Genomic DNA, 20818 nt, shown 5'->3' with positions numbered 1-20818 from the left:
GTTCTTAACTGAATAGCAGTAATAGGCATCCGGAATGGCGGGTTGCTTATTTTTGACAGGTTTTGGCAATTTCCATTAATGAAACAAGGATTGATTGATGAGTACGAATGTAGAGAATAAGCCTAAACAAGTGAGTTGGTTTAATGGTTGTGGCGGGCGGATTGGTATAGTAGTGGGTGAAAATGGTGAGCATGCCTATATTGGCGTGGCGTTAAGGCATGATGAAGATGATGATGTGGACCATATCATGAAGTATGGTGCTAAATTCCCTTTGGATGCAGCCTTGTTGCTGCCGGTGTCTAAACACTATACATAGATCCTGAATGCCTCTTGGAAGCATCTTGAACAAATGAGCGAGGAAATTAAATATGTATCGCTATGATGAATATGATCAGCAAATAGTGAATGAGCGCGTCATGCAGTACCGTGATCAGGTGCGTCGACGCCTCTCAGGGGAGTTGAGTGAGGAGGAGTTTCTTCCACTGCGGCTACAAAATGGTTTGTATATGCAGATCCATGCTTATATGCTGCGTATCGCAGTACCGTATGGTCTGATCTCTTCTAAGCAGATGCGCATGTTTGCTCATATTGCACGAAAGTACGATCGTGGTTATGGTCATTTCACCACGCGTCAGAATATTCAATTTAATTGGCTTAAACTGGAGGATACCCCGGATATCCTGGCGGATCTGGCATCGGTTGAAATGCATGCTATTCAAACTTCCGGGAATTGTGTGCGGAACATTACCTCGGATGAATTTGCCGGTGTGGCACAGGATGAAGTGGTTGATCCACGTCCTTATGCGGAGATTTTGCGCCAGTGGAGTACTTTTCATCCGGAATTTGCATATCTTCCGCGAAAATTTAAAATTGCCATCAGTGGTGGAAAAGAAGATCGTGCTGCTATTTATGCGCATGACATCGGGTTGGCAGTGATAAAGAATGCGCAAGGTGAAATCGGCTTTCGGGTATTAGTCGGCGGTGGATTGGGACGGACGCCGATCATTGGCAGTGAAATATGTGATTTTGTGCCATGGCAGCATATCTTGACGTATGTCGAATCTGTTTTGCGTGTGTATAACGAATATGGTCGACGCGATAACAAATTTAAAGCGCGCATCAAAATACTGGTGAAAGCACTTGGGATAGATGAATTTAAGCGTCGGGTGGAGGCGGATTGGGCTGGTCTGAGAGATGGTCCGGGTACATTAACTATTGAGGAAGTCGATCGTGTTGCTTCTTTCTTTTCTGATCCGTCTTATGAAACATTACCAGATCATGATTCGAAATTAAATGAGTTCAAGGCGGATAGCCGCTCATTCTCGAACTGGTTGTCGCGTAACGTTAGACCTCATCGTGTTCCGGGTTATGCGATCGTTGTTCTGTCGCTGAAAAAACCGGGTAACGCCCCCGGCGATGCTACGGCTGAACAAATGGAAGCAGTCGCGGATTTGGCGGATCGATACAGCTTTGGTGAATTGCGCATCACGCATAAGCAAAATCTGGTATTGGCCGACGTCAGGCAGAAAGACTTGATTAGTTTATGGCAAGAGGCGACCGAACATGAATTGACTACACCTAATATTGGCATGTTAACCGATATTATTAGTTGCCCCGGGGCGGAATTTTGCACCTTGGCTAATGCTCGTTCGATTCCGCTGGCAAAGGTGATTGCCGAATGTTTTGAAGATTTGGATTATCAGCATGATATCGGTGAGATTACGTTGAACATCTCGGGTTGCGTGAATGCTTGTGGGCAACATCATATTGGCAATATTGGTATCACTGGTGTGGAGAAGAAAGATCACGACGAATGGTATCAAGTTTCGATCGGTGGTGCGGAAGGCAACGACAGTTCGATTAGTAAAATTATTGGTCCGTCATTTACTTTCAATCAGGTGCCTGAAGTTATTGAACGCTTGATTCATGTGTATCTGCGTGAGCGTATGGAAACCGAGCGTTTCATTGAAACGGTACGTCGTATTGGTCATGCGCCATTCAAAGAGCATGTATACGCTACTGGCTTTATGGCTCAGGAAGAAAAGGTTGCGGACAAACACATCGTGGAGCCTGCGCAGTACGAGGTTCCTTATTATTCCCCCAGGTTCTGATATCGATATGATCATAAAAAATAAAACCATCGTTGCGGACGATTGGACGGTCTTGCGGCTACAGGAGCATGATACTGCTGAGAACATAATAGTTTCAGCCGGAAAAGTCATTGTTCCGCTAAAAGTATGGCGAGCTCAACGCGAAACGTTACAGCAGCGTGAGAACATCGGCGTTTGGTTGGCTAGTGATGAGCGTGCGGAAGATTTAAAGGATGATATGCAAAAATTTTCTGTGATTGCGGTTGATTTTCCGAAATTTTCGGATGGCCGGGGGTATTCCATTGCGTATAACTTGCGTGCACGACTCGGCTATAAGGGTGAACTGCGGGCGATCGGCGATGTATTGCGTGATCAATTATTTTATATGCATCGGGTTGGTTTTGATGCTTTTGCGCCGCGTCCGGATCGCAAGATTGAAGATGCACTAAAAGGTCTCAGTGATTTCTCTGAGGTTTATCAGACTTCTTTTGATCCGGTTTTGCCCCTGTTCCGACGCGCGCAACGCAAAGGAAATTCCATTGTAGGTACGTTCAATGATTAATTTGCAACATAGAGTTGATCAGGTTGTGGCGGTTCTGACTGAAACTGTGCGTGATTATGCCCCGGTAGCGTTTGCTAATAGCCTGGGTGCTGAAGATATGGTGCTGACAGACATCATTGATCGACATCATATCGATATTGAAATGTTTAGTCTGGATACCGGACGTTTGCCGCAAGAAACTTATGATCTGATGCAAACTGTGCGAGAGCGTTACAAAACGGCATTGCGTATCTATTTTCCAAATGTAAGGCAAGTTGAGGAATATGTTGCTGAGCACGGTGTCAATGGTTTTTATCAAAGCGTTGATTTGCGTAAAAACTGCTGCTACATCCGTAAAGTGGAGCCATTGCGTCGTGCCTTGCAAGGTAAGCGAGGATGGGTCACTGGAATTAGACGTGAACAGGCAACAACTCGGGCGAACCTGAGCGTGTCTGCATATGATATGGACAATCGTATGCAAAAGATTAATCCACTACTGGAATGGACCCATGCGGAAGTTTGGGAATATCTCAAACGCTATGAAGTGCCCTATAACAAACTGCATGACAAATTTTATCCCAGTATTGGTTGTGCTCCCTGTACGCGCGCTGTTACACCGGGAGAAAACATACGTTCCGGTCGCTGGTGGTGGGAGATGCCGGAAACCAAGGAATGCGGATTACACACCGAAAAGATAGTTCAATCAAAATAATCGTGGTTATTTGCAATACCCTGTTTGTTTTTGTCAGAGCGATATCTCCAGAATTTGCATCATTTTTATTTGTCGAGAAAAGAAAATGAATCATCGCGCCTTTACTCCTTTTGATGCGCTGGAAAGTGAGGCGATACATACTGTGCGTGAAGTGGCGGCGGAATGTGTCAATCCTGTGCTGCTATGTTTCGGGGAAGGTCGCTACTGTTTTATTGTGTTTAGTTGAGAAAAGCATTTCGTCCCGGGCGGTTTCCATTTCCATTGTGATGCGACACATAATTTTCCTGAGGTTATTGTATTTTGGGATCAGCGAGTCAAATAATTGGATGATAGGAAATTGTGCGCAGCATGGCAGATTCGAGTAAAAAGATAAGATGGCGCTGTATTCAGGAATGCAAAGTCGTAATACGTTTTAGCATTTTATTTTTTTGGTTTTTTGTCACGAGGGTATTTATTAGGTTTCATTTGATGTTTGTTTGTATTGTAGAAATTACAAGTGAATTTTTCTCTATTCCTGCCCTGCGCATATAAAAAAATTATATCGCTATACAAGAATTGACAGATACAGCAGGAACTGTAAGGGAAGTAGTAAATCGAGCCAACACAATATGAATATAATAAATAACTCAGACCTGAAACTAAAGGGATGCACTATTCTAGTGGTGGAAGATAATGAATTGAATCAACAAGTAGCCCAGGCGCTACTCGAATATAATGGAGCTGTCGTATCGATTGCAAGTAACGGACAAGAAGCACTGGATGAGTTAAGTAAGGAAAATTTTGACTGTGTATTGATGGATGTTCAAATGCCTGTTTTGGATGGCTTAGAGGCTACAAAAATGATCAGGGCTAATCCGAAGTGGTCGAAAATATCGATTATCGCATTAACAGCCAATGCGGATCAGGATTATAGAGATTCATGCCGGAGTGCCGGTATGAATGATTTTTTAGTCAAGCCAATTGATCCGGAGCAACTAGTTATCATCATATCAAAGTGGCTGTTACCAGGATGAGTGGTTATAAAACTCAGGTGTTTGAAATTAGGCGGGCAATATTGCCGCAAATCATGATGGCTTATTTTCCCATTAGTAATAATAATTATTAAATTTATGGAATTATGACAAAAATGGATGCTACGTTTCATACCCGACAGGAAGCAACAACTACTTTATCAAATTTTAACTTTGGTTTCACAATCGCTGATCTCTATTGTCGTGACGGCTTGGTTAGATTGGATCAAGTATTTCTGGACTTTCTTCGTACCGGGGATGAGGCACTACATAAAAAATTAGAGCAGGCGCGTGCGCATCCTGACGATCTGTTGCCGAAAGACGAGTCTGCATTGCTGATTGAAATTGCACCTTGGCTGGAAGATTTCGTTGCCCGGTTGTTTAACATTGAGAATGAAGTGCAGCAGCTGGCGGTACAACATCATGAGCTGGCTCCGTTATATTTTTGCAAACGACAGTTTGTTCAGCGTCGTGCAAAGGGAAAAGTCAGTGATGCAGAATTGGCTGGCATCGATGGATTGACTCTTGAGAAGGAGCTGGCTGCAGAATTTGGGGAAGCTTTTTCTGAATTGGTTTTTGCTGTCAACGTGACGCACTGGATGGATACGGAAGCGGAGAATGAGTCCCGGTTGAATAAAGCGCTCCACTATGCTGCCTGGGCACTGCGAACGCCTGCTGGACAGCAACATACGCGGCAAGGTGTTTTGTTTAAGTCGCCTGCCAAATTAGATTTTCAGCATCTGTTGTCGTTAGAAACGGATGAATCGGCAGGATATCCAGTGCATCGGTTAAGTCACTTGCGTGAACGCAATGGTTTTGCGCTGACCGATACCGGAACAGATTTGATGGGTGCACTTGATGAAGCTAATTACTGTATCTGGTGTCATGAGCAAGGTAAAGATTCATGCTCTAAGGGTTTGGTGCAGAAATCTAAATCGTCGGATGAACCACCAGCTTTCAAACGCAGTGAGCTGGGTGCACTGCTTGCAGGTTGTCCGCTGGAAGAGCGTATTTCCGAATTTCATAAGCTCAAGACACAGGGAGTCGCAGTCGGGAGTCTGGCTATGATCGTGTTGGATAATCCGATGTGTGCCGGAACCGGTCATCGCATTTGTAACGATTGCATGAAATCTTGTATTTATCAGAAGCAAGAACCGGTTGATATCCCGCAAGCCGAAACGAGAACGCTGAAAGATGTGCTGGCATTGCCATGGGGATTTGAAATTTATAGCTTATTGACGCGCTGGAATCCTTTGAATTTACACAGACCAGTGCCAAAAGCGCCATCCGGCCGCAAGGTGTTGGTGGTCGGTATGGGGCCGGCCGGATATACACTCGCACATCATTTAATGAACGAAGGTCACACGGTGGTGGGTATTGATGGGCTTAAGATTGAGTTTCTGCCGGAAGAGATTTCAGGGGTAAATTTACAGGGTGGGCGAGTGCCATTTCAAGCGATCCGATCGGCTAGCACGCTAGAAGAAAGCTTGGAGCAGCGTATGCCGGGTGGTTTTGGGGGGGTGGCAGAATACGGTATCACTGTGCGTTGGAATAAAAATTTTCTTAAACTAATTAGGTTGCTGCTGGAGCGCAGAGAAGAATTTGCGTTGTTTGGAGGTGTGCGTTTTGGTGGCACATTGACCGCCGATGATGCTTTTGCCATGGGGTTTGACCATGTTGCCCTGGCCGCAGGTGCTGGGCGGCCCACTGTTTTGGATTTGCCAAATGGATTGGCGCGTGGGGTGCGTGCCGCATCAGATTTCTTGATGGCCCTGCAGCTTACGGGTGCTGCGCAAAGTGATTCGATTGCGAATATGCAATTACGATTGCCGGTGGTGGTAATCGGTGGTGGTCTCACTGCTATCGATACCGCAACCGAGGCATTGGCATATTACCCGGTGCAGGTAGAGAAGTTTCTGCAGCGCTATGAAATACTGATAGTAATACAAGGCGAAGACGCAGTCCGTGAGGCTTGGGATGATGAGGAGAAAAAAATTGCTGATGAGTTCCTTAATCATGCTCGAGCTATTCGAGCAGAACGTCAGGATGCAAAAAAAGCAGGACGCGCACCGCATATTATCAATTTGCTGCAAGGTTGGGGCGGTGCGACAATAGCTTACCGCAAACGTCTGATCGATAGTCCTTCCTATACATTAAATCATGAGGAAGTAGAAAAGGCACTGGAAGAAGGCATCTGGTTTGCTGAGGGAATGACTCCAAAGCGCGTTAATGTGGATCAGTGGGGACACACGCAATCGGTTCAATTTGGTGTGCAAAAACGGGATGAAACTGGCCAATGGCAAGATGCAGGCAACGTCGAGTTACCAGCCCATGCATTGCTGGTCGCTGCTGGTACTCAACCTAATACAGTGCTGGCACGGGAAGATGAGAAACTGTTCAAACTCAATGGCCGATATTTTGCTGCTTGCGATGAGGAAGGAAATCCAGTGCAACCAGAGTACGCAAATCCCAAACCTGAGACACCGATGGTATTGCTCAGCCGTTATCGGGATGATCGGGATGGCCGTTTTATAAGCTTCTTTGGTGATTTGCATCCATCCTATTCAGGTAATGTGGTGAAAGCGATGTCGAGCGCCAAGCAGGGTTATCCGGTGGTGCACCGGGTGCTGGAGCGTGTTAAACCGAAGTCGAGTCAGTCGAGTCGGGAATTTTTTACAGGTCTTAACACTCAGTTGCGTCCAACGGTTCATAAAGTAGAAAGACTTGCGCCCAATATCATCGAGATTGTTGTGCATGCTCCGATGGCAGCGGAGCATTTCCAGCCAGGTCAGTTTTACCGTTTTCAGAATTATGCAACACTGGCAACAATTACTGGAGATACCCGGCTTGCAATGGAAGGTTTGGCGTTGACGGGTGCGTCGGTGGATATCGAGCTCGGGCTGGTTTCGCTTATTGTTTTGGAGATGGGGGGATCTTCTAATTTGTGTGCGATGTTGAAACCGGGCGAACCGGTTGTGCTGATGGGTCCAACCGGAACGCCGACGGAAATCCCCGAGAATCAGACTGTAGTATTGGTGGGTGGCGGTTTAGGCAATGCGGTGTTATTTTCTATTGGCGCAGCTGCGCGTGCAGCGGGATCGAAAGTATTATATTTTGCTGGCTACAAGAAATTGATTGATCGATATAAAGTGGCTGAAATTGAGGCTGCAGCGGATATCGTCGTGTGGTGTTGCGATGAGTCGCCTGGCTTTACAGCCACGCGTTCTCAGGATAAAAGCTATGTGGGGAATATCGTACAAGCAATGGTGGCATATGCCAGCGGCGAATTAGGTGCGCAACCGATAGCGCTGGCTGAAGCTGATCACATTATTGCAATTGGTTCAGATCGAATGATGGCGGCTGTTGGTGTGGCTCGTCATAACCAGTTGAAACCTTACTTGAAGGCAGATCATTTTGCTATTGGTTCGATTAATTCCCCCATGCAGTGCATGATGAAGGAAATTTGTGCGCAATGCCTACAACCGCATCAGGATCCGGAAACAGGAAAAATTACATATGTGTTTTCTTGCTTCAATCAAGATCAACCTTTGGATCAAGTGGATTTTTCTGGATTAAATACGCGTCTGCGCCAAAATACTGTTCAAGAAAAATTAACGAACCGATGGATCGATCGTTGTTTAAAGCATGGAGTATGAACTTCAGTGATTAATGAAGTAGAAAAAGAATCATTGCCAGATACGTCATTACCGGTTGATATAGTAAGAATGCGTCAGATGTTTCATGACAATTCTGTGCTAGTGCAGAAATTTTGCCTTAAATTTATTGAAGTTGCCAATAACACGCTATCAGAGATGGAAGTGGCGCAAGGGGAAAGAGATTTGCCAGCGTTGGGTCGTTTAGGACATAAATTAAAATCTTCAGCCAGAACAATCGGCGCATTAAGTTTTGCTGATATTTGCGAGGCGCTTGAGAAGGCGAGTGCCAATAACAATTGGTTTGATGCTGAATCATTGATGGTAAAAATTCGACTCTTGTTGAAGCAGATTACAGAGCAATTAGAAAATGAGTTGAGTCAATTAAGTGAATAAGATTCTTAGCAAAGAATCTCGATGATTATTTAATCCCGATGATCCCGTAAGGATTCTTAATTGAAATTTGATAGAAGTATAGTAGTGGGATATTTATCCATCCAGACTGGATTGTTTAATCCGACGTAGTATTAATGACTGCAAAAAAATTGTGTGAGTTATCAGAAAATCATGCGATATCAAGTTTTTCCTGATCCATTTAATGCATTATGCCCAAATTGATTTATAATTCGCAGTTCGTTAAAAGATTTTAACTCAATATTAGTTCTTATTTGCAAGCAGATAGGTAAGAAAAGGGAGATTATCAATGCATATAGGCATACCGGCAGAGATTCGCAGCGGAGAAACGCGTGTAGCCGCTACACCGGAGACCGTGAAAAAATATACTGCCAAGGGTGTTCATAAGGTTTTAGTCCAGTTAGGTGCCGGTGCGGGTGCCAGTATTCCAGATTCAGCCTATCAAGAGGCGGGTGCAATGATAGTGACTGATGTGGCTGAATTGTATGCGCAATCACAAATTGTGCTCAAAGTGCGTGGTCCGGAATCCAATGAGTTAGCGATGATGCGCAAGGATGCGGTATTGTTGGGATTGTTGTCTCCACACCAGGAGGATGGCGTGAATGCACTTGCACAGCATGGATTGACCGCATTTGCAATGGAGAAATTGCCGCGTATTTCGCGTGCGCAGAATATGGACGTTTTGTCATCACAAGCCAACATTGCGGGCTATAAGGCGGTGATCGTAGCGGCAAATATCTATCAAAAATTTTTTCCAATGTTGATGACGGCAGCGGGTACTGTCAAGGCGGCACGAGTTTTGGTTTTGGGTGCGGGTGTTGCTGGATTGCAGGCTATTGCAACCGCGAAAAGACTAGGTGCCGTGGTTGAGGCGTTTGATGTGCGTCCCGCGGTTAAGGAGCAGGTGGAGAGTTTGGGAGCGAAGTTTGTAGAAGTTCCGCTCAGTGATGAAGAAAAAGCTCAGGCTGAGACAGCAGGTGGATATGCGGCTGAAATGTCGGATGATTACAAGCGACGGCAAGGAGAATTAGTTCATGAGCGTGCGATTTCAGCAGATATTATTATTACCACAGCACTAATTCCAGGGCGTCCGGCACCTGTTTTGATCAAAGAGAGTACCGTTCAGGCGATGAAGCAAGGTTCGGTTATTGTGGACATGGCGGTTGAAGCTGGGGGTAACTGCCCATTATCCGAACTAAATAAGAACGTGATTAAACATGGCGTACATCTGATTGGTATTGCGAATCTTCCCGGTTTGGTGGCAGCCGATGCTAGTACTTTATATGCACGAAATCTAATGAATTTCCTTAACTTGATGCTTGATCAAGAAAATGATGCACTAAAAATAGATCGCTCAGATGAGATTATCGCGGGAACATTGTTGTGTGCAGGCGGAGATGTTGTCGGGAAGCCATAATCACCCGCGATAAAGTAAAAAACACTTTTTAGTTGTTGCATTGAGAAAGTACAGTTAACGAATTTTAAAGGAGTAAATATGATTGGTGAAATTGATCCGGTTATTATCAATCTAACTGTTTTTGTGCTGGCAGTTTTTGTTGGTTATCATGTTGTGTGGAACGTTACACCGGCTTTGCATACCCCTCTGATGTCAGTGACTAATGCTATTTCCGGTATTATTCTCGTCGGTGCAATGTTGGCTGCAGGACCGACTGAGACTGACTGGGGTGTTTGGTTAGGTGCTGCTGCGGTTACGCTGGCAGCAATCAATGTTTTTGGTGGATTTCTGGTGAGTCAACGGATGCTGGAGATGTTCAAGAAAAAAGATAAAAAAGGAAATGCGTAATGTCAGCAAATATGGTAGCACTTGCATATTTAGTTGCTTCAGTATTTTTCATACTTGCACTAAAAGGCCTAAGTTCGCCTGAATCTGCGCGTCGTGGAAATTTGTTTGGCATGGTGGGTATGGCGATTGCAGTAGCCACAACTTTGACGCTTACGCAGAACTGGCTTTTGATTCTGGGATGTATTGCGATGGGAGGTATCATTGGCGCGATTGTAGCGCAACGTGTTCAGATGACAGCAATGCCAGAACTGGTTGCTTTTATGCATTCACTGGTTGGTCTGGCAGCAGTATTTATTGCGGTTGCGGCGGTTAATAATCCGGTTTCATTCGGTTTGCCAGAGATTCTTCCTGGGGGTAGTAAGCTGGAATTGTTTTTGGGTACCTTTATTGGTGCCATGACATGGTCTGGTTCAGTCATCGCCTTCCTGAAATTGTCAGGACGCATGAGTGGCACTCCGATTGTTTTCAGCGGTCAGCATATGCTTAATTTGCTGTTGGCAATCATCATGATCGGATTTGGTCTATGGTTTTTCTTTAGCGAAACGACGAACTGGACCGCGTTTATTGCAATGACCGCAATTGCTTTCATCTTGGGATTCCTGATTATTATTCCTATTGGCGGCGCTGATATGCCGGTGGTGATATCCATGCTTAATTCCTATTCGGGCTGGGCTGCTGCAGGTATTGGTTTTTCTTTGGGCAATCCAATGTTGATCATCGCAGGGTCACTGGTAGGCAGTTCTGGTGCGATTCTCTCGTATATCATGTGTAAGGCCATGAATCGACCATTTCTATCAGTTATATTGGGCGGTTTTGGCAGTGATGGCGGAAGCGCCGCGGCGACAGATGATGGTGTACAGAAGACATACCGCAGTGGCAGTGCGGAAGATGCTGCTTTCTTAATGGGTAATGCTGACAGCGTCATTATTGTTCCTGGATATGGTTTGGCCGTTGCGAGGGCGCAGCATGCTGTGAAGGAATTGGCTGAAATATTGCACGAAAAAGGCGTTAACGTTCGATTTGCGATTCATCCGGTAGCGGGGCGTATGCCGGGACATATGAATGTGTTACTGGCTGAAGCTGAGATCCCTTATGAACAAGTCCTGGAAATGGATGAAATCAACAGCGATTTTTCAAACACAGATGTTGTGTTGGTACTGGGTGCGAATGATGTGGTGAATCCGGCGGCGAATGTTCCCGGTAGCCCGATTTATGGCATGCCGATACTGGATGCGCATAAAGCGCGTACCGTTATGGTGGTTAAACGCAGCATGGCTGTAGGTTACGCTGGCCTTGATAACGACTTATTCTATATGGATAAGACTATGATGATATTCGGGGATGCTAAAAAAGTCGTTGAGCATATGGTCAAAGCCTTGTGATGAATCTCTTCGGGATTTATTTCCCGCCCCTTGGGGCGTAATATATTTGCGTGAGCGAATATACATAAGAGCCATAATGTAACAGTGCTGCTTTATCATCTGGTGTTTCCGGCGAAATATCGCCGCGCCGTATTTGATGAAGCTGTGGACGGGGTGTTGCGGGATGTCTGTTTAGATCTCGAACGGCGTTACCAGTTGAAATTCATGGAGATTGGTACAGATAAGGATCATGTGCATTTTCTGGTGCAGTCGGTTCCCGCATACAGTGTCACAAAACTGGTGACACTGATCAAGAGTATCACGGCGCGGGAGGTATTTCGCTTATGTTCTCATGTGAAGAAACAGTTGTGGGGCGGGGAATTCTGGACTGATGGTTATTTCGTCAGTACAGTTGGCCGTCATGGCGATGAGGACACAATAAGAGATTACGTTAAAAAGCACGGAGATGTCTATCAGCAGTTATACGAAGACAGACAACTCGCTCTCTTCTGATACCCCGCCGCTTGCGGCGGGGTTGTTCATTGAAGAAGTATTGACTAATGGTAGGCTGAAATCAGGAGAACAACTGCATGAAGAGCTGTTCTTCTTTTTCCAATATATTGAATGGCGATTTATGATTTGAGACTAAGTGTCAAGATCATTAAAAGGATGAGGTTTTGCAATACCGAATCCTTGAGCATAGTTAATGCCAATTTCTTGTAATTTTGCAATGATATCATCAGTCTCAACCAATTCTGCAATCGTTTTGACATTCGCTTTTTGAGCAAGCTGATGGATGGTTTTTATCTTGGTTAGATCTTCGTCGTCGCGAAGTATGTTGCAAACAATGCAACCATCAATTTTCAAGTAGTCCACTTTAATTTTGCTCTGTAGATTTAATGATTCAGGATTATCGCTAAAGCTGCAAAGTGAAACCAAGCAACCTAGTTCATGAATTTTTTGTGTGAAGATATGTATATCTGTTATATTATTTTTCGCATCTGAGACCTCAATTTCGAAGCAAAGATTGGAGCCCGCGACTTTGGTTTTTCGTAATTGATCTTGAATAAAATCGGGGAAGGCTAAGTCTTTTAAAGTATCTTTGGCCAAATTAAGGTGAAATACCGAATTGGCTCCGGGGTGAGCCGACATCCATTGAACAATATGGCTAATGATCCACCGATCCAGCTTAGGCATCATTTGAAATTGATCGACGAGAGGTAAAAATGAACCTGGAGGCATCAAGTTATTTTCTTCCTCATGCATTCGAATCAGAATCTCATAATGTAAGGAAGATGAATTAGGAGACTTGATGGGAATTATTCTTTGACAATAAAGATTAAACTCTTCTCCATCAATTGCTTGAGCAATGCGCGCAGCAGTAATGCTTGGCCTTGATGACGGTGGTTGATTGTTTTGTTGAAGCTTTATATCATTATCAGTTGAAGCAACAATAGATTGTTGTTTTAACTCGAGTTTTATTTTATTCTCATCTTTATTGTTTTTTGAGGATGTGCGACTTTTTTCTTGCGCGCGCGGGGTGTGCAACGTATAGAAGCCGATAGCTTTTCCTTTATTGTCAATGTGAGGAAGATATTGTTCTGTGAAAATATAGGGAAAACCCTTGATAGACTTGAGAACTCTTTCGTTGTGTATTGTTTTCCCAGTTAAGATTTTTTCAATATTATTCTGAATATCAGAGAAGAATTCTTCATTTGAAAATTCTGTTAAAAAATGACCATCAATCTGATCAGGATTTAATCCAAACCATCGGCGGAAAATTCGATTATGGTATCGACAGCGGAGTTCAGTATTAAAATAGGCCAACATCACAGGAAAATTTTCATCAATAAATTGTGATTTTATCTTGTTTTCTGAAGCTGTTTTTTCGGCCCAAAGCCGATGTTTAATCTCATTTCCGAGTCTTTCCTTAGTAATACTAAGCTGATTACCAAGGTTTCTGGTATTTTTCTCAGCATGCGCTAACTGAATGACTACTATTAATATTGCGAAAAGCAAAAAAAACCATAATACAGGTAACCAATGGGAGGGGAGTTCATTGGTAAAATATGTATCTGCAATGATAATAATCAATATAATCAATGCGCTAAAAATAGTCAAGTAAGGTTTGACGTTATTTAATAATGGATTCTTTTGCACGGTAATTCCTTATTCCTGATGGCATAGATTAAAATGCGCTGCTACAATATATAAAGTATTTTTATTTGGTTTTTTAACTGTGAGTGGAAAGCGGTTTATTAAATAACCAGAATTTCCATAGATCAGAGCGTGTTATTACAAAGTCATTTAAAGCAATCTCGTTCGATGTTGTTATGGTTAATCGGCTAACTTTTCCATTCTTGATTGCTGTATATAAGGGTAGAAACCAATTGTGTTCCATATTTTTGAGAGTTTCGCGCCATTCATAAGCATTCTTGTATTTTGCTGGACTGCGTAGCGAGTCCAATACTACGAGATGATTACCCGGTATCTCAGTTTGGAGCCAATTGTTAACATCAATAGGTAAATTTAAGTGATTAATACTGCTAGCTAGTGCTAGTGACTGAGAAAAGTCATCATTGCTCCATATATGTGTATAAGGAGAATGTATTGACTGAAGTATGTTTCCTCCTCCTCCAAGCCAAATACTATTGATGATCAGTTCACCGCGAGATTCGCGGGCTTGGTTAATGGGGTGCTCATGCAGCAGCATTTGTACTTCGTTAAAGATTTTATGCCAGATGATACTGTCTTTGCCTGTCGGCAAGAAATTATTAATGTTTTTGCATGTGACTTGACTGAGTGGATATGTTTGTATTTCAGGTGCCCTAGGTATTTGAATGTACCAGCGATGCGGATGGAAAGCTGAAAAAATAAAATTCGCGTTACCGAGATCCCGATTCAAGTCCTGTACGAGCTGCTCCGCTTCTTCTGGAGAAATTTTGAAAGATTGGCTATCTGCTAGCATGATATGGTTTTGTTCAATTCGGAGATGAACAGGATCGGCACACATCCAGAAATCTTTACTTGTTTTTGCCAATGAGGGAGCATCAATGTTTAACATCAATGGTGCAATAGGCCAGCTTTCATGTTGTTGCTCCAAATTAAATTGCTTACACAACCAAGTTTCCATTTCAAAAGATGAATTTGCTGTGGAAATGCCTTTAGATAGTAGTGTTTCTAAAGAATGAATTGATAAACCATCGTAGATTTCTAACTGTGAAGTCTCGGACCAAAATAAATTGGGAATTAAAAGGTTAATATTCATTATGAGAGAATGAGATACTCCAAAAATGTGTTATAGAGTCAGTGGCCGGGTTGATACTGATACAAATTCGAAGTAATGCCATATGTATGAATGAAACCGGGTCAGGCGTGGAAAGGTATTGTGTTTACACGTATAATGTACAGAAGCTAAGTCTATTATTTTAAATTGACAGAATTTTTCTTGCAAATTGCATTTTTGAATTCTTGGAGAGATTATGTATCAGCATATAAAGGTGCCTAGTAAGGGAGAGCGCATTAAGGTTAATGATGATTATTCATTAGTGGTGCCCGACAATCCAATAATTCCTTTTATTGAAGGCGATGGAATTGGTGTTGATATTACTCCAGTGATGCGTAGTGTTGTTGATTCAGCCATTGAGAAAGCTTATGGAGCGCAACGAAAGATTTCATGGATGGAAATTTATGCGGGCGAAAAATCAACTCAAATTTATGGACCAGATGTATGGTTGCCGGAAGAGACATTGCAAGCTGCTGAAGAATTTGTGGTTTCAATTAAAGGTCCGTTAACAACTCCGGTTGGCGGTGGAATCCGTTCAATTAATGTAGCTTTACGCCAACAACTGGATTTATATATTTGTTTGAGACCTGTACGCTATTTTTGTGGCGTTCCAAGTCCATTAAGAAATCCAGAAAAAACAGATATGGTTATTTTTCGTGAAAACTCTGAGGATATCTATGCGGGCATAGAATGGGAAGCGGAATCAGAATCTGTGATAAAGGTTATTGATTTTCTGATTAAAGATATGGGGGTGACTAGTATACGTTTTCCTCGATCTTCTGGTATCGGTATTAAACCGGTTTCAAAAGAAGGAACGGAGCGTTTTGTTCGAAGAGCGATTCAGTATGCCATTGATAACAAACGTAAGTCGGTTACATTGGTGCATAAAGGTAATATTATGAAGTTTACTGAAGGCGCATTCAAAAAGTGGGGTTACGCATTGGCTGCTCGTGAATTCGGAGCGGAGCTGCTGGATGGCGGACCGTGGATGAAGTTACCCTCGACAATGGGTGGAGTTATTATCAAAGATGTAATTGCTGATGCTTTTCTTCAACAAATCTTACTTCGCCCAGAAGAGTATGATGTTGTTGCAACACTGAATTTGAATGGAGATTATATATCCGATGCTTTGGCTGCGCAGGTGGGTGGGATTGGGATAGCACCCGGCGCTAATCTCAGCGATATAGTGGCGGTTTTCGAAGCAACACATGGCACAGCACCTAAATATGCTGGAAAAAATCAAGTAAATCCTGGTTCAATAATACTATCAGCGGAAATGATGCTGCGACATATTGGTTGGATTGAAGCCGCTGATAAGATTATTAAATCTATGGAAAAGACTATTCAGAACGGAATTGTTACTTATGATTTCGCCCGGCAGATGACTAACGTTAAGAAAGTTTCCTGCTCGGATTTTGGTAATGCAATGATTAATTCTATGAGTTAAGCACTAACGGAATGTTATTTTATTGACTATCGAGGTAGATGGAAAAGCTCTAAAGTAATGTAATACCCCTTGCTAGGTGTAGCACAACAAAGCAAAGGGGCTCTTATATAGAGAAAATTTTTTATTGTTTTGGCCAGCTTATAATTATAAGACTAAGTTTCTAGGCCAGTAGTTATGAAAGTTAGGTGGCCTGGATATTTGAGGCTTGTTTCCCTTTTGGTCCCTGAGTGACATCAAAGCTCACTTTTTGACCTTCTTTAAGGGTTTTAAAACCAGACATATTGATTGCCGAGAAGTGTGCAAACAAATCCTCGCTACCGTCATCAGGAGTAATAAAACCAAAACCTTTAGAATCATTGAACCATTTTACTGTACCTGTTGCCATTTCTACTTCCTATATAAAAACTGGGCCGGAAACCCTAATACTATCTGAAATTCAAGACTATTTATGAACAAAATCGATCCATAAAAAACTTGAAACCAAACGCCATTTGCTGTTTTACGCAAATCCTGGATTAAAGTCAAGCGGTAGTCTCTCCACCATGAAATGAATTTGAAGGCGTTGTCGCATTTCCAATGAATAAAACTGAGTGATTAGATTCTGCTTTGTTCATTATGCGAGACATAGCAATCGACCTGAATGGAATATACGCTACAAACAACAAATCTAGCGCAAGTAGGAGCATTTCTGGAAGAGGATGCAGGATGTCATGCTCAAATGTATGCAATTTCTTTATGAGCTGATCACGTATATTAAGATAAAGCAGTATAAACCGAATACTCGCCCTGTTGGTGTGCATGAGAGAAAACGTTGAGTACTTTACTTCGCTTTGGTTATCGATTACATCCGCATAAGGTCTACAACCAAGGTAGTCAGGGCAGTGGGGTGTCTCTACTATGTGGTCCATTGCGCTCACAAATTCAGTTTGTGAGCATCTGAGTGAGAGATCAATGAGGTTATTTGCTTGCGTTTATCTCCTTGGATTTTCGTGTCATAACGGTTCGAAGCTCGTCAATTTTACAAAGCAAAGGCGCCAGACTGCAGGAAAAGCTATGCATCATCGAATTTACCAAATCACGATCAAAGTATTCTAACGATAATGCCATGGTGAAATTAAGAATGATGTTGTTGCTTATAGACAAACTTTCCGGCTATACCCATTTAACGGTTTATTGAAAAACGATTGCTGTATTCTGTACTGGCTTCTCGTAATTCAGCTTTTATTGTTTCTGTTTTTTCAGGAATTATCATTGACAACAACGTAAAGAACGAGAAATATTGTTGTAACATATGATGACCTCTCAAAAAAGTTGAAATCATCGCTGTATGGAGCTTTACATTTCAGGCCGTGAATAACTTTCGAACAACTGAATCAAACACACTTTAAGAATCGGTGACACTGATGCAGTTGCAGAGCATTAAATAAGGGCTATTCTATACATTGTTGCTGCACTCAAACAGATTGTGTAATGATGCAATAGTAATACAAGCGAAACATTTTTAACCTGAGCCGAAATAGAATTAAGTTTGATGCCCAATTTTATTAATCTTCTTTGAGATTCATTTCTTGTATCGTTCTGTATTTAAAATACTGTGGTGATGCCATTTTTGCGATTAAGAGAAAAGTAATTGTCTCAAGATACTTGAAAATTTTGTCGTAATCGTTAAATATGTTTATATCTCTAGTGTAGTAGAGTCTTTTTGTACTATATTTTATGATTGAAAATTTATCAGTTTGAATAGGAAACATTCATGACGGAAAGTAAGTCTGAAACCGTTAAACTTTCGCAAGAGAAGGTTAAGTACAAACCCCCCCCTCTTTATAAAATTTTACTATTGAATGATGATTTCACTCCAATGGAGTTTGTAGTTGAAGTACTAAAGTCGTTTTTCTCCATGAATCAAGAACAGGCGACATTGATAATGTTAAAGGTACATACAGAAGGAGTGGGTGTGTGTGGTATATACCCTGGTGATATTGCAAGTACTAAAGTCAAGCAGGTCATTGAATTTAGTAGAAGAAATCAGCATCCACTGAGGTGTGTAATGGAGGAAAACTAAAATGATTGCACCAGATTTAGAAGTTAGCTTGCACATGGCATTCGTAGAGTCGAGACAAAAGCGCTATGAATTCATTACGGTAGAACACTTGTTGTTGGCGATGCTAGATAATGCTAGTGCTGCTGAAGTATTAAATGCCTGTTTGGTAGATATAGAAGATTTGCGAACAGTACTAGTAGATCACATAACACATCATACCCCGGTAATTAAAGGTGATGAAGAGGTTGATACGCAACCTACACTGGGTTTTCAGCGAGTTATTCAACGTGCCATATTGCATGTTCAGTCATCTGGAAAAAAGGAGGTAACTGGTGCGAATGTATTAGTATCAATATTTGGAGAAAAAGATTCGCATGCAGTTTATTTCTTGCATCAAAGAGGCGTGACACGTTTGGACGTAGTGAATTACATTTCTCACAGTATTAAGAAAATATCACAGGAAAATGATACTAAAACTGCGAATGAGAGCGATACGGAGCATGAGTTAGGCTCTGCTGGACTGCTTGAGAATTATACGGTAAATCTAAATCACTTGGCGTTAATAAATAAAATTGATCCTTTGGTGGGGCGTGAAAAAGAAATCGAACGTGTAATACAAATCCTGTGTAGGCGCCGTAAAAATAATCCATTACTGGTTGGAGAGGCAGGTGTTGGGAAAACTGCAATCGCAGAAGGTTTGGCAAAACGAATTGTCGAGGAGAATGTGCCCGAATTACTTTTAAAGCATCAGATTTACTCGCTCGATATGGGGGCTTTATTAGCGGGTACAAAATACCGGGGAGATTTTGAGCAGCGCTTAAAAACTTTACTGAAGCAATTGACTGATAATCCCGCTGCAATTCTATTTATTGATGAGATTCATACGCTTATTGGTGCTGGTGCTGCCTCGGGTGGAGTTATGGATGCTTCAAATTTGCTAAAACCGATTCTAAATACTGGGCAATTGCGTTGTATCGGTGCGACAACTTTTAGTGAGTATCGTGGAATTTTTGAGAAAGACCATGCATTATCAAGGCGTTTTCAGCAGATAGAAGTCAACGAGCCGAGCGTGGATGAGACAGTCGTCATTTTACGAGGTCTGAAGTCACGCTATGAGCAGCACCACAAGGTTAAATATACCAGTAGCGCATTGGTTTCTGCTGCAGAATTATCAGAAAGATACATTAATGATAGACATTTACCAGACAAAGCCATAGATGTGCTTGATGAAGCTGGTGCTGCGCAGCGACTATTGCCAAAATCAAAGAAACGCAAGGTTATTGGTAAAGGAGAAATTGAAAGTGTGGTCGCTAAGATCGCAAGAATTCCGTCACAGAATATCTCTACAAATGATCGTAGTAAGTTAAAAACTTTGGGGCGTGATATGAAAGCAGTTGTTTTTGGGCAAGATAATGCAATTAATACATTAACAGCAGCTATTAAGATGGCAAGAAGCGGACTGGGTAATTCAAGAAAGCCAGTTGGCTCTTTTCTTTTTACAGGTCCAACAGGTGTGGGGAAAACTGAAGTAGCGAGGCAATTGGCTTATGCTTTGGGTGTTCATTTGCATCGTTTCGATATGTCCGAGTATATGGAACGTCACGCAGTATCACGGCTGATTGGTGCGCCACCTGGTTATGTGGGGTACGATCAGGGCGGATTATTAACTGAGGCGGTGATTAAACATCCCTATTCGGTTTTATTATTGGATGAGATTGAGAAAGCGCATTCAGATATTTTTAATATCCTTCTGCAAGTTATGGATTATGGAACATTGACTGATAATAATGGGCGTAAAGCGGATTTACGTAATGTCATCATTATCATGACAACAAATGCAGGTGCTGAAGCACTTACAAAATCTTCAATCGGGTTCACAAAATCAAATTCTGCTGGTGATGAATTAATTGATATTAAAAAATTATTTACTCCCGAATTTCGTAATAGGCTTGATGCGATTGTTTCTTTTGCTCCCTTAGATCAAGAAATTATTTTGCGAGTCTCTGATAAGTTTTTGATTCAGCTTGAGAGTCAGTTGCAAGAGAAAAAGGTCGAGGCAACGTTTACGGAGAGGTTGCGTAAATATCTTGCGAAACATGGTTTTGATCCGTTAATGGGCGCGCGACCCATGGAACGCTTAATCCAGGACACAGTTCGTAGTGTGCTTGCCGATGAATTATTGTTCGGGCGCTTAGTCAATGGTGGTAAAGTGACGATTGATATGGATAATGATGGCAAAGTAATACTATTATTTGAAGAAGAAACTGTAATTATTTGATTGATAGACTGAATTCTATTTCGCGCAAAAAAAATCTTTTAAGTATATTTTGTAGAGAATGACGGAACATTACCAAGTTTAAAAATTTTTTCTTAATTGCCCAGAAGCTGTTTTAGCAGGTTTGATCAAGATACAAACATACAGATATTGAGTGGGTTATGTCTATGTTATTTCAGTGTTA

General features: G+C 42.3%; 18 protein-coding genes. 15 read left to right on the top strand and 3 right to left on the bottom strand.

Translation table 11 applies throughout. From position 1 onward, the window contains the following. The first annotated feature begins 97 nt into the window (after nt 1-97). From CPG39_RS07600 to tnpA, 12 genes are all read left to right on the top strand, one after another. Nucleotides 98-316, top strand: coding sequence for a hypothetical protein (locus CPG39_RS07600; RefSeq protein WP_013646643.1), 219 nt, complete (start codon nt 98-100; stop codon nt 314-316). Between the two features lie 52 nt (nt 317-368). Next, a complete protein-coding gene (locus tag CPG39_RS07595) occupies nt 369-2111 on the top strand; it encodes a nitrite/sulfite reductase (RefSeq protein WP_096292747.1) in 1743 nt (580 codons plus the stop codon). A gap of 7 nt (nt 2112-2118) precedes the next feature. After that, nucleotides 2119-2652: a DUF934 domain-containing protein gene (locus CPG39_RS07590; RefSeq protein ID WP_172424091.1), complete on the top strand. Its 534-nt coding sequence runs from the start codon at nt 2119-2121 to the stop codon at nt 2650-2652. Continuing rightward, the gene (locus CPG39_RS07585; protein ID WP_096292746.1) at nt 2645-3343 is read left to right on the top strand and encodes a phosphoadenylyl-sulfate reductase; all 699 of its coding nucleotides are present in this window, start codon (nt 2645-2647) and stop codon (nt 3341-3343) included. The genes CPG39_RS07590 and CPG39_RS07585 overlap by 8 nt, the downstream gene beginning before the upstream one ends. An 85-nt stretch (nt 3344-3428) precedes the next feature. Further along, nucleotides 3429-3569, top strand: a complete 141-nt coding sequence (locus CPG39_RS14350; protein ID WP_197702866.1) for a hypothetical protein — start codon at nt 3429-3431, stop codon at nt 3567-3569. 382 nt (nt 3570-3951) lie between these two features. Then, nucleotides 3952-4356, top strand: a complete 405-nt coding sequence (locus CPG39_RS07580; RefSeq protein WP_096292745.1) for a response regulator — start codon at nt 3952-3954, stop codon at nt 4354-4356. Nucleotides 4357-4469: 113 nt separating this feature from the next. Beyond that, nucleotides 4470-8009 (top strand): FAD-dependent oxidoreductase, encoded by a 3540-nt coding sequence (locus CPG39_RS07575; RefSeq protein ID WP_096292744.1) that lies wholly within the window; start codon nt 4470-4472, stop codon nt 8007-8009. A gap of 6 nt (nt 8010-8015) precedes the next feature. Further along, complete coding sequence (locus CPG39_RS07570) at nt 8016-8402, top strand: Hpt domain-containing protein (protein WP_013646649.1); 387 nt, start codon at nt 8016-8018, stop codon at nt 8400-8402. A 307-nt stretch (nt 8403-8709) separates the two neighbouring features. Beyond that, nucleotides 8710-9837, top strand: a complete 1128-nt coding sequence (locus tag CPG39_RS07565; protein WP_096292743.1) for a Re/Si-specific NAD(P)(+) transhydrogenase subunit alpha — start codon at nt 8710-8712, stop codon at nt 9835-9837. A 78-nt stretch (nt 9838-9915) separates the two neighbouring features. After that, nucleotides 9916-10224, top strand: a complete 309-nt coding sequence (locus tag CPG39_RS07560) for an NAD(P) transhydrogenase subunit alpha (protein WP_013646651.1) — start codon at nt 9916-9918, stop codon at nt 10222-10224. Then, on the top strand, nt 10224-11606 hold the full coding sequence (locus tag CPG39_RS07555; protein ID WP_096292742.1) for an NAD(P)(+) transhydrogenase (Re/Si-specific) subunit beta: 1383 nt from the start codon (nt 10224-10226) through the stop codon (nt 11604-11606). Before CPG39_RS07560 ends, CPG39_RS07555 begins: the two co-directional genes overlap by 1 nt. A 60-nt stretch (nt 11607-11666) precedes the next feature. After that, the gene (gene tnpA / locus CPG39_RS07550) at nt 11667-12098 is read left to right on the top strand and encodes an IS200/IS605 family transposase (RefSeq protein ID WP_096292741.1); all 432 of its coding nucleotides are present in this window, start codon (nt 11667-11669) and stop codon (nt 12096-12098) included. A gap of 132 nt (nt 12099-12230) precedes the next feature. Here the strand turns inward: tnpA and CPG39_RS07545 are convergent, their stop codons facing one another. Then, nucleotides 12231-13745, bottom strand: a complete 1515-nt coding sequence (locus tag CPG39_RS07545) for an EAL domain-containing protein (RefSeq protein ID WP_096292740.1) — start codon at nt 13743-13745, stop codon at nt 12231-12233. 73 nt (nt 13746-13818) lie between these two features. After that, nucleotides 13819-14853 carry a phosphoglycerate mutase gene (locus CPG39_RS07540; RefSeq protein ID WP_096292739.1) on the bottom strand — a complete coding sequence of 345 codons (1035 nt, stop codon included), beginning with the start codon at nt 14851-14853 and terminating at the stop codon, nt 13819-13821. 214 nt (nt 14854-15067) lie between these two features. Here CPG39_RS07540 and icd point away from each other — a divergent pair, with 214 nt between their 5' ends. Next, complete coding sequence (gene icd / locus CPG39_RS07535) at nt 15068-16318, top strand: NADP-dependent isocitrate dehydrogenase (protein WP_096292738.1); 1251 nt, start codon at nt 15068-15070, stop codon at nt 16316-16318. A gap of 181 nt (nt 16319-16499) precedes the next feature. Here icd and CPG39_RS07530 read toward each other — a convergent pair whose 3' ends face one another. After that, entirely contained in the window at nt 16500-16703 is a 204-nt protein-coding gene (locus CPG39_RS07530) for a cold-shock protein (protein ID WP_013646657.1), read from the bottom strand. A 1368-nt stretch (nt 16704-18071) separates the two neighbouring features. On the opposite strand from CPG39_RS07530, the gene clpS reads away from it, so the two are divergent. After that, a complete protein-coding gene (gene clpS, locus CPG39_RS07515; protein WP_013646659.1) occupies nt 18072-18380 on the top strand; it encodes an ATP-dependent Clp protease adapter ClpS in 309 nt (102 codons plus the stop codon). Nucleotide 18381: 1 nt separating this feature from the next. Beyond that, entirely contained in the window at nt 18382-20637 is a 2256-nt protein-coding gene (gene clpA / locus CPG39_RS07510) for an ATP-dependent Clp protease ATP-binding subunit ClpA (RefSeq protein WP_096292735.1), read from the top strand. Nucleotides 20638-20818: the final 181 nt, after the last annotated feature.

It is taken from the genome of Nitrosomonas ureae (genome assembly GCF_900206265.1).
GTDB classification, from domain to species: Bacteria; Pseudomonadota; Gammaproteobacteria; order Burkholderiales; family Nitrosomonadaceae; genus Nitrosomonas; species Nitrosomonas ureae_C.
The sequence above is the reverse complement of the archived record's forward strand: the minus strand, read 5'-3'. Positions and strand labels throughout refer to the sequence as shown.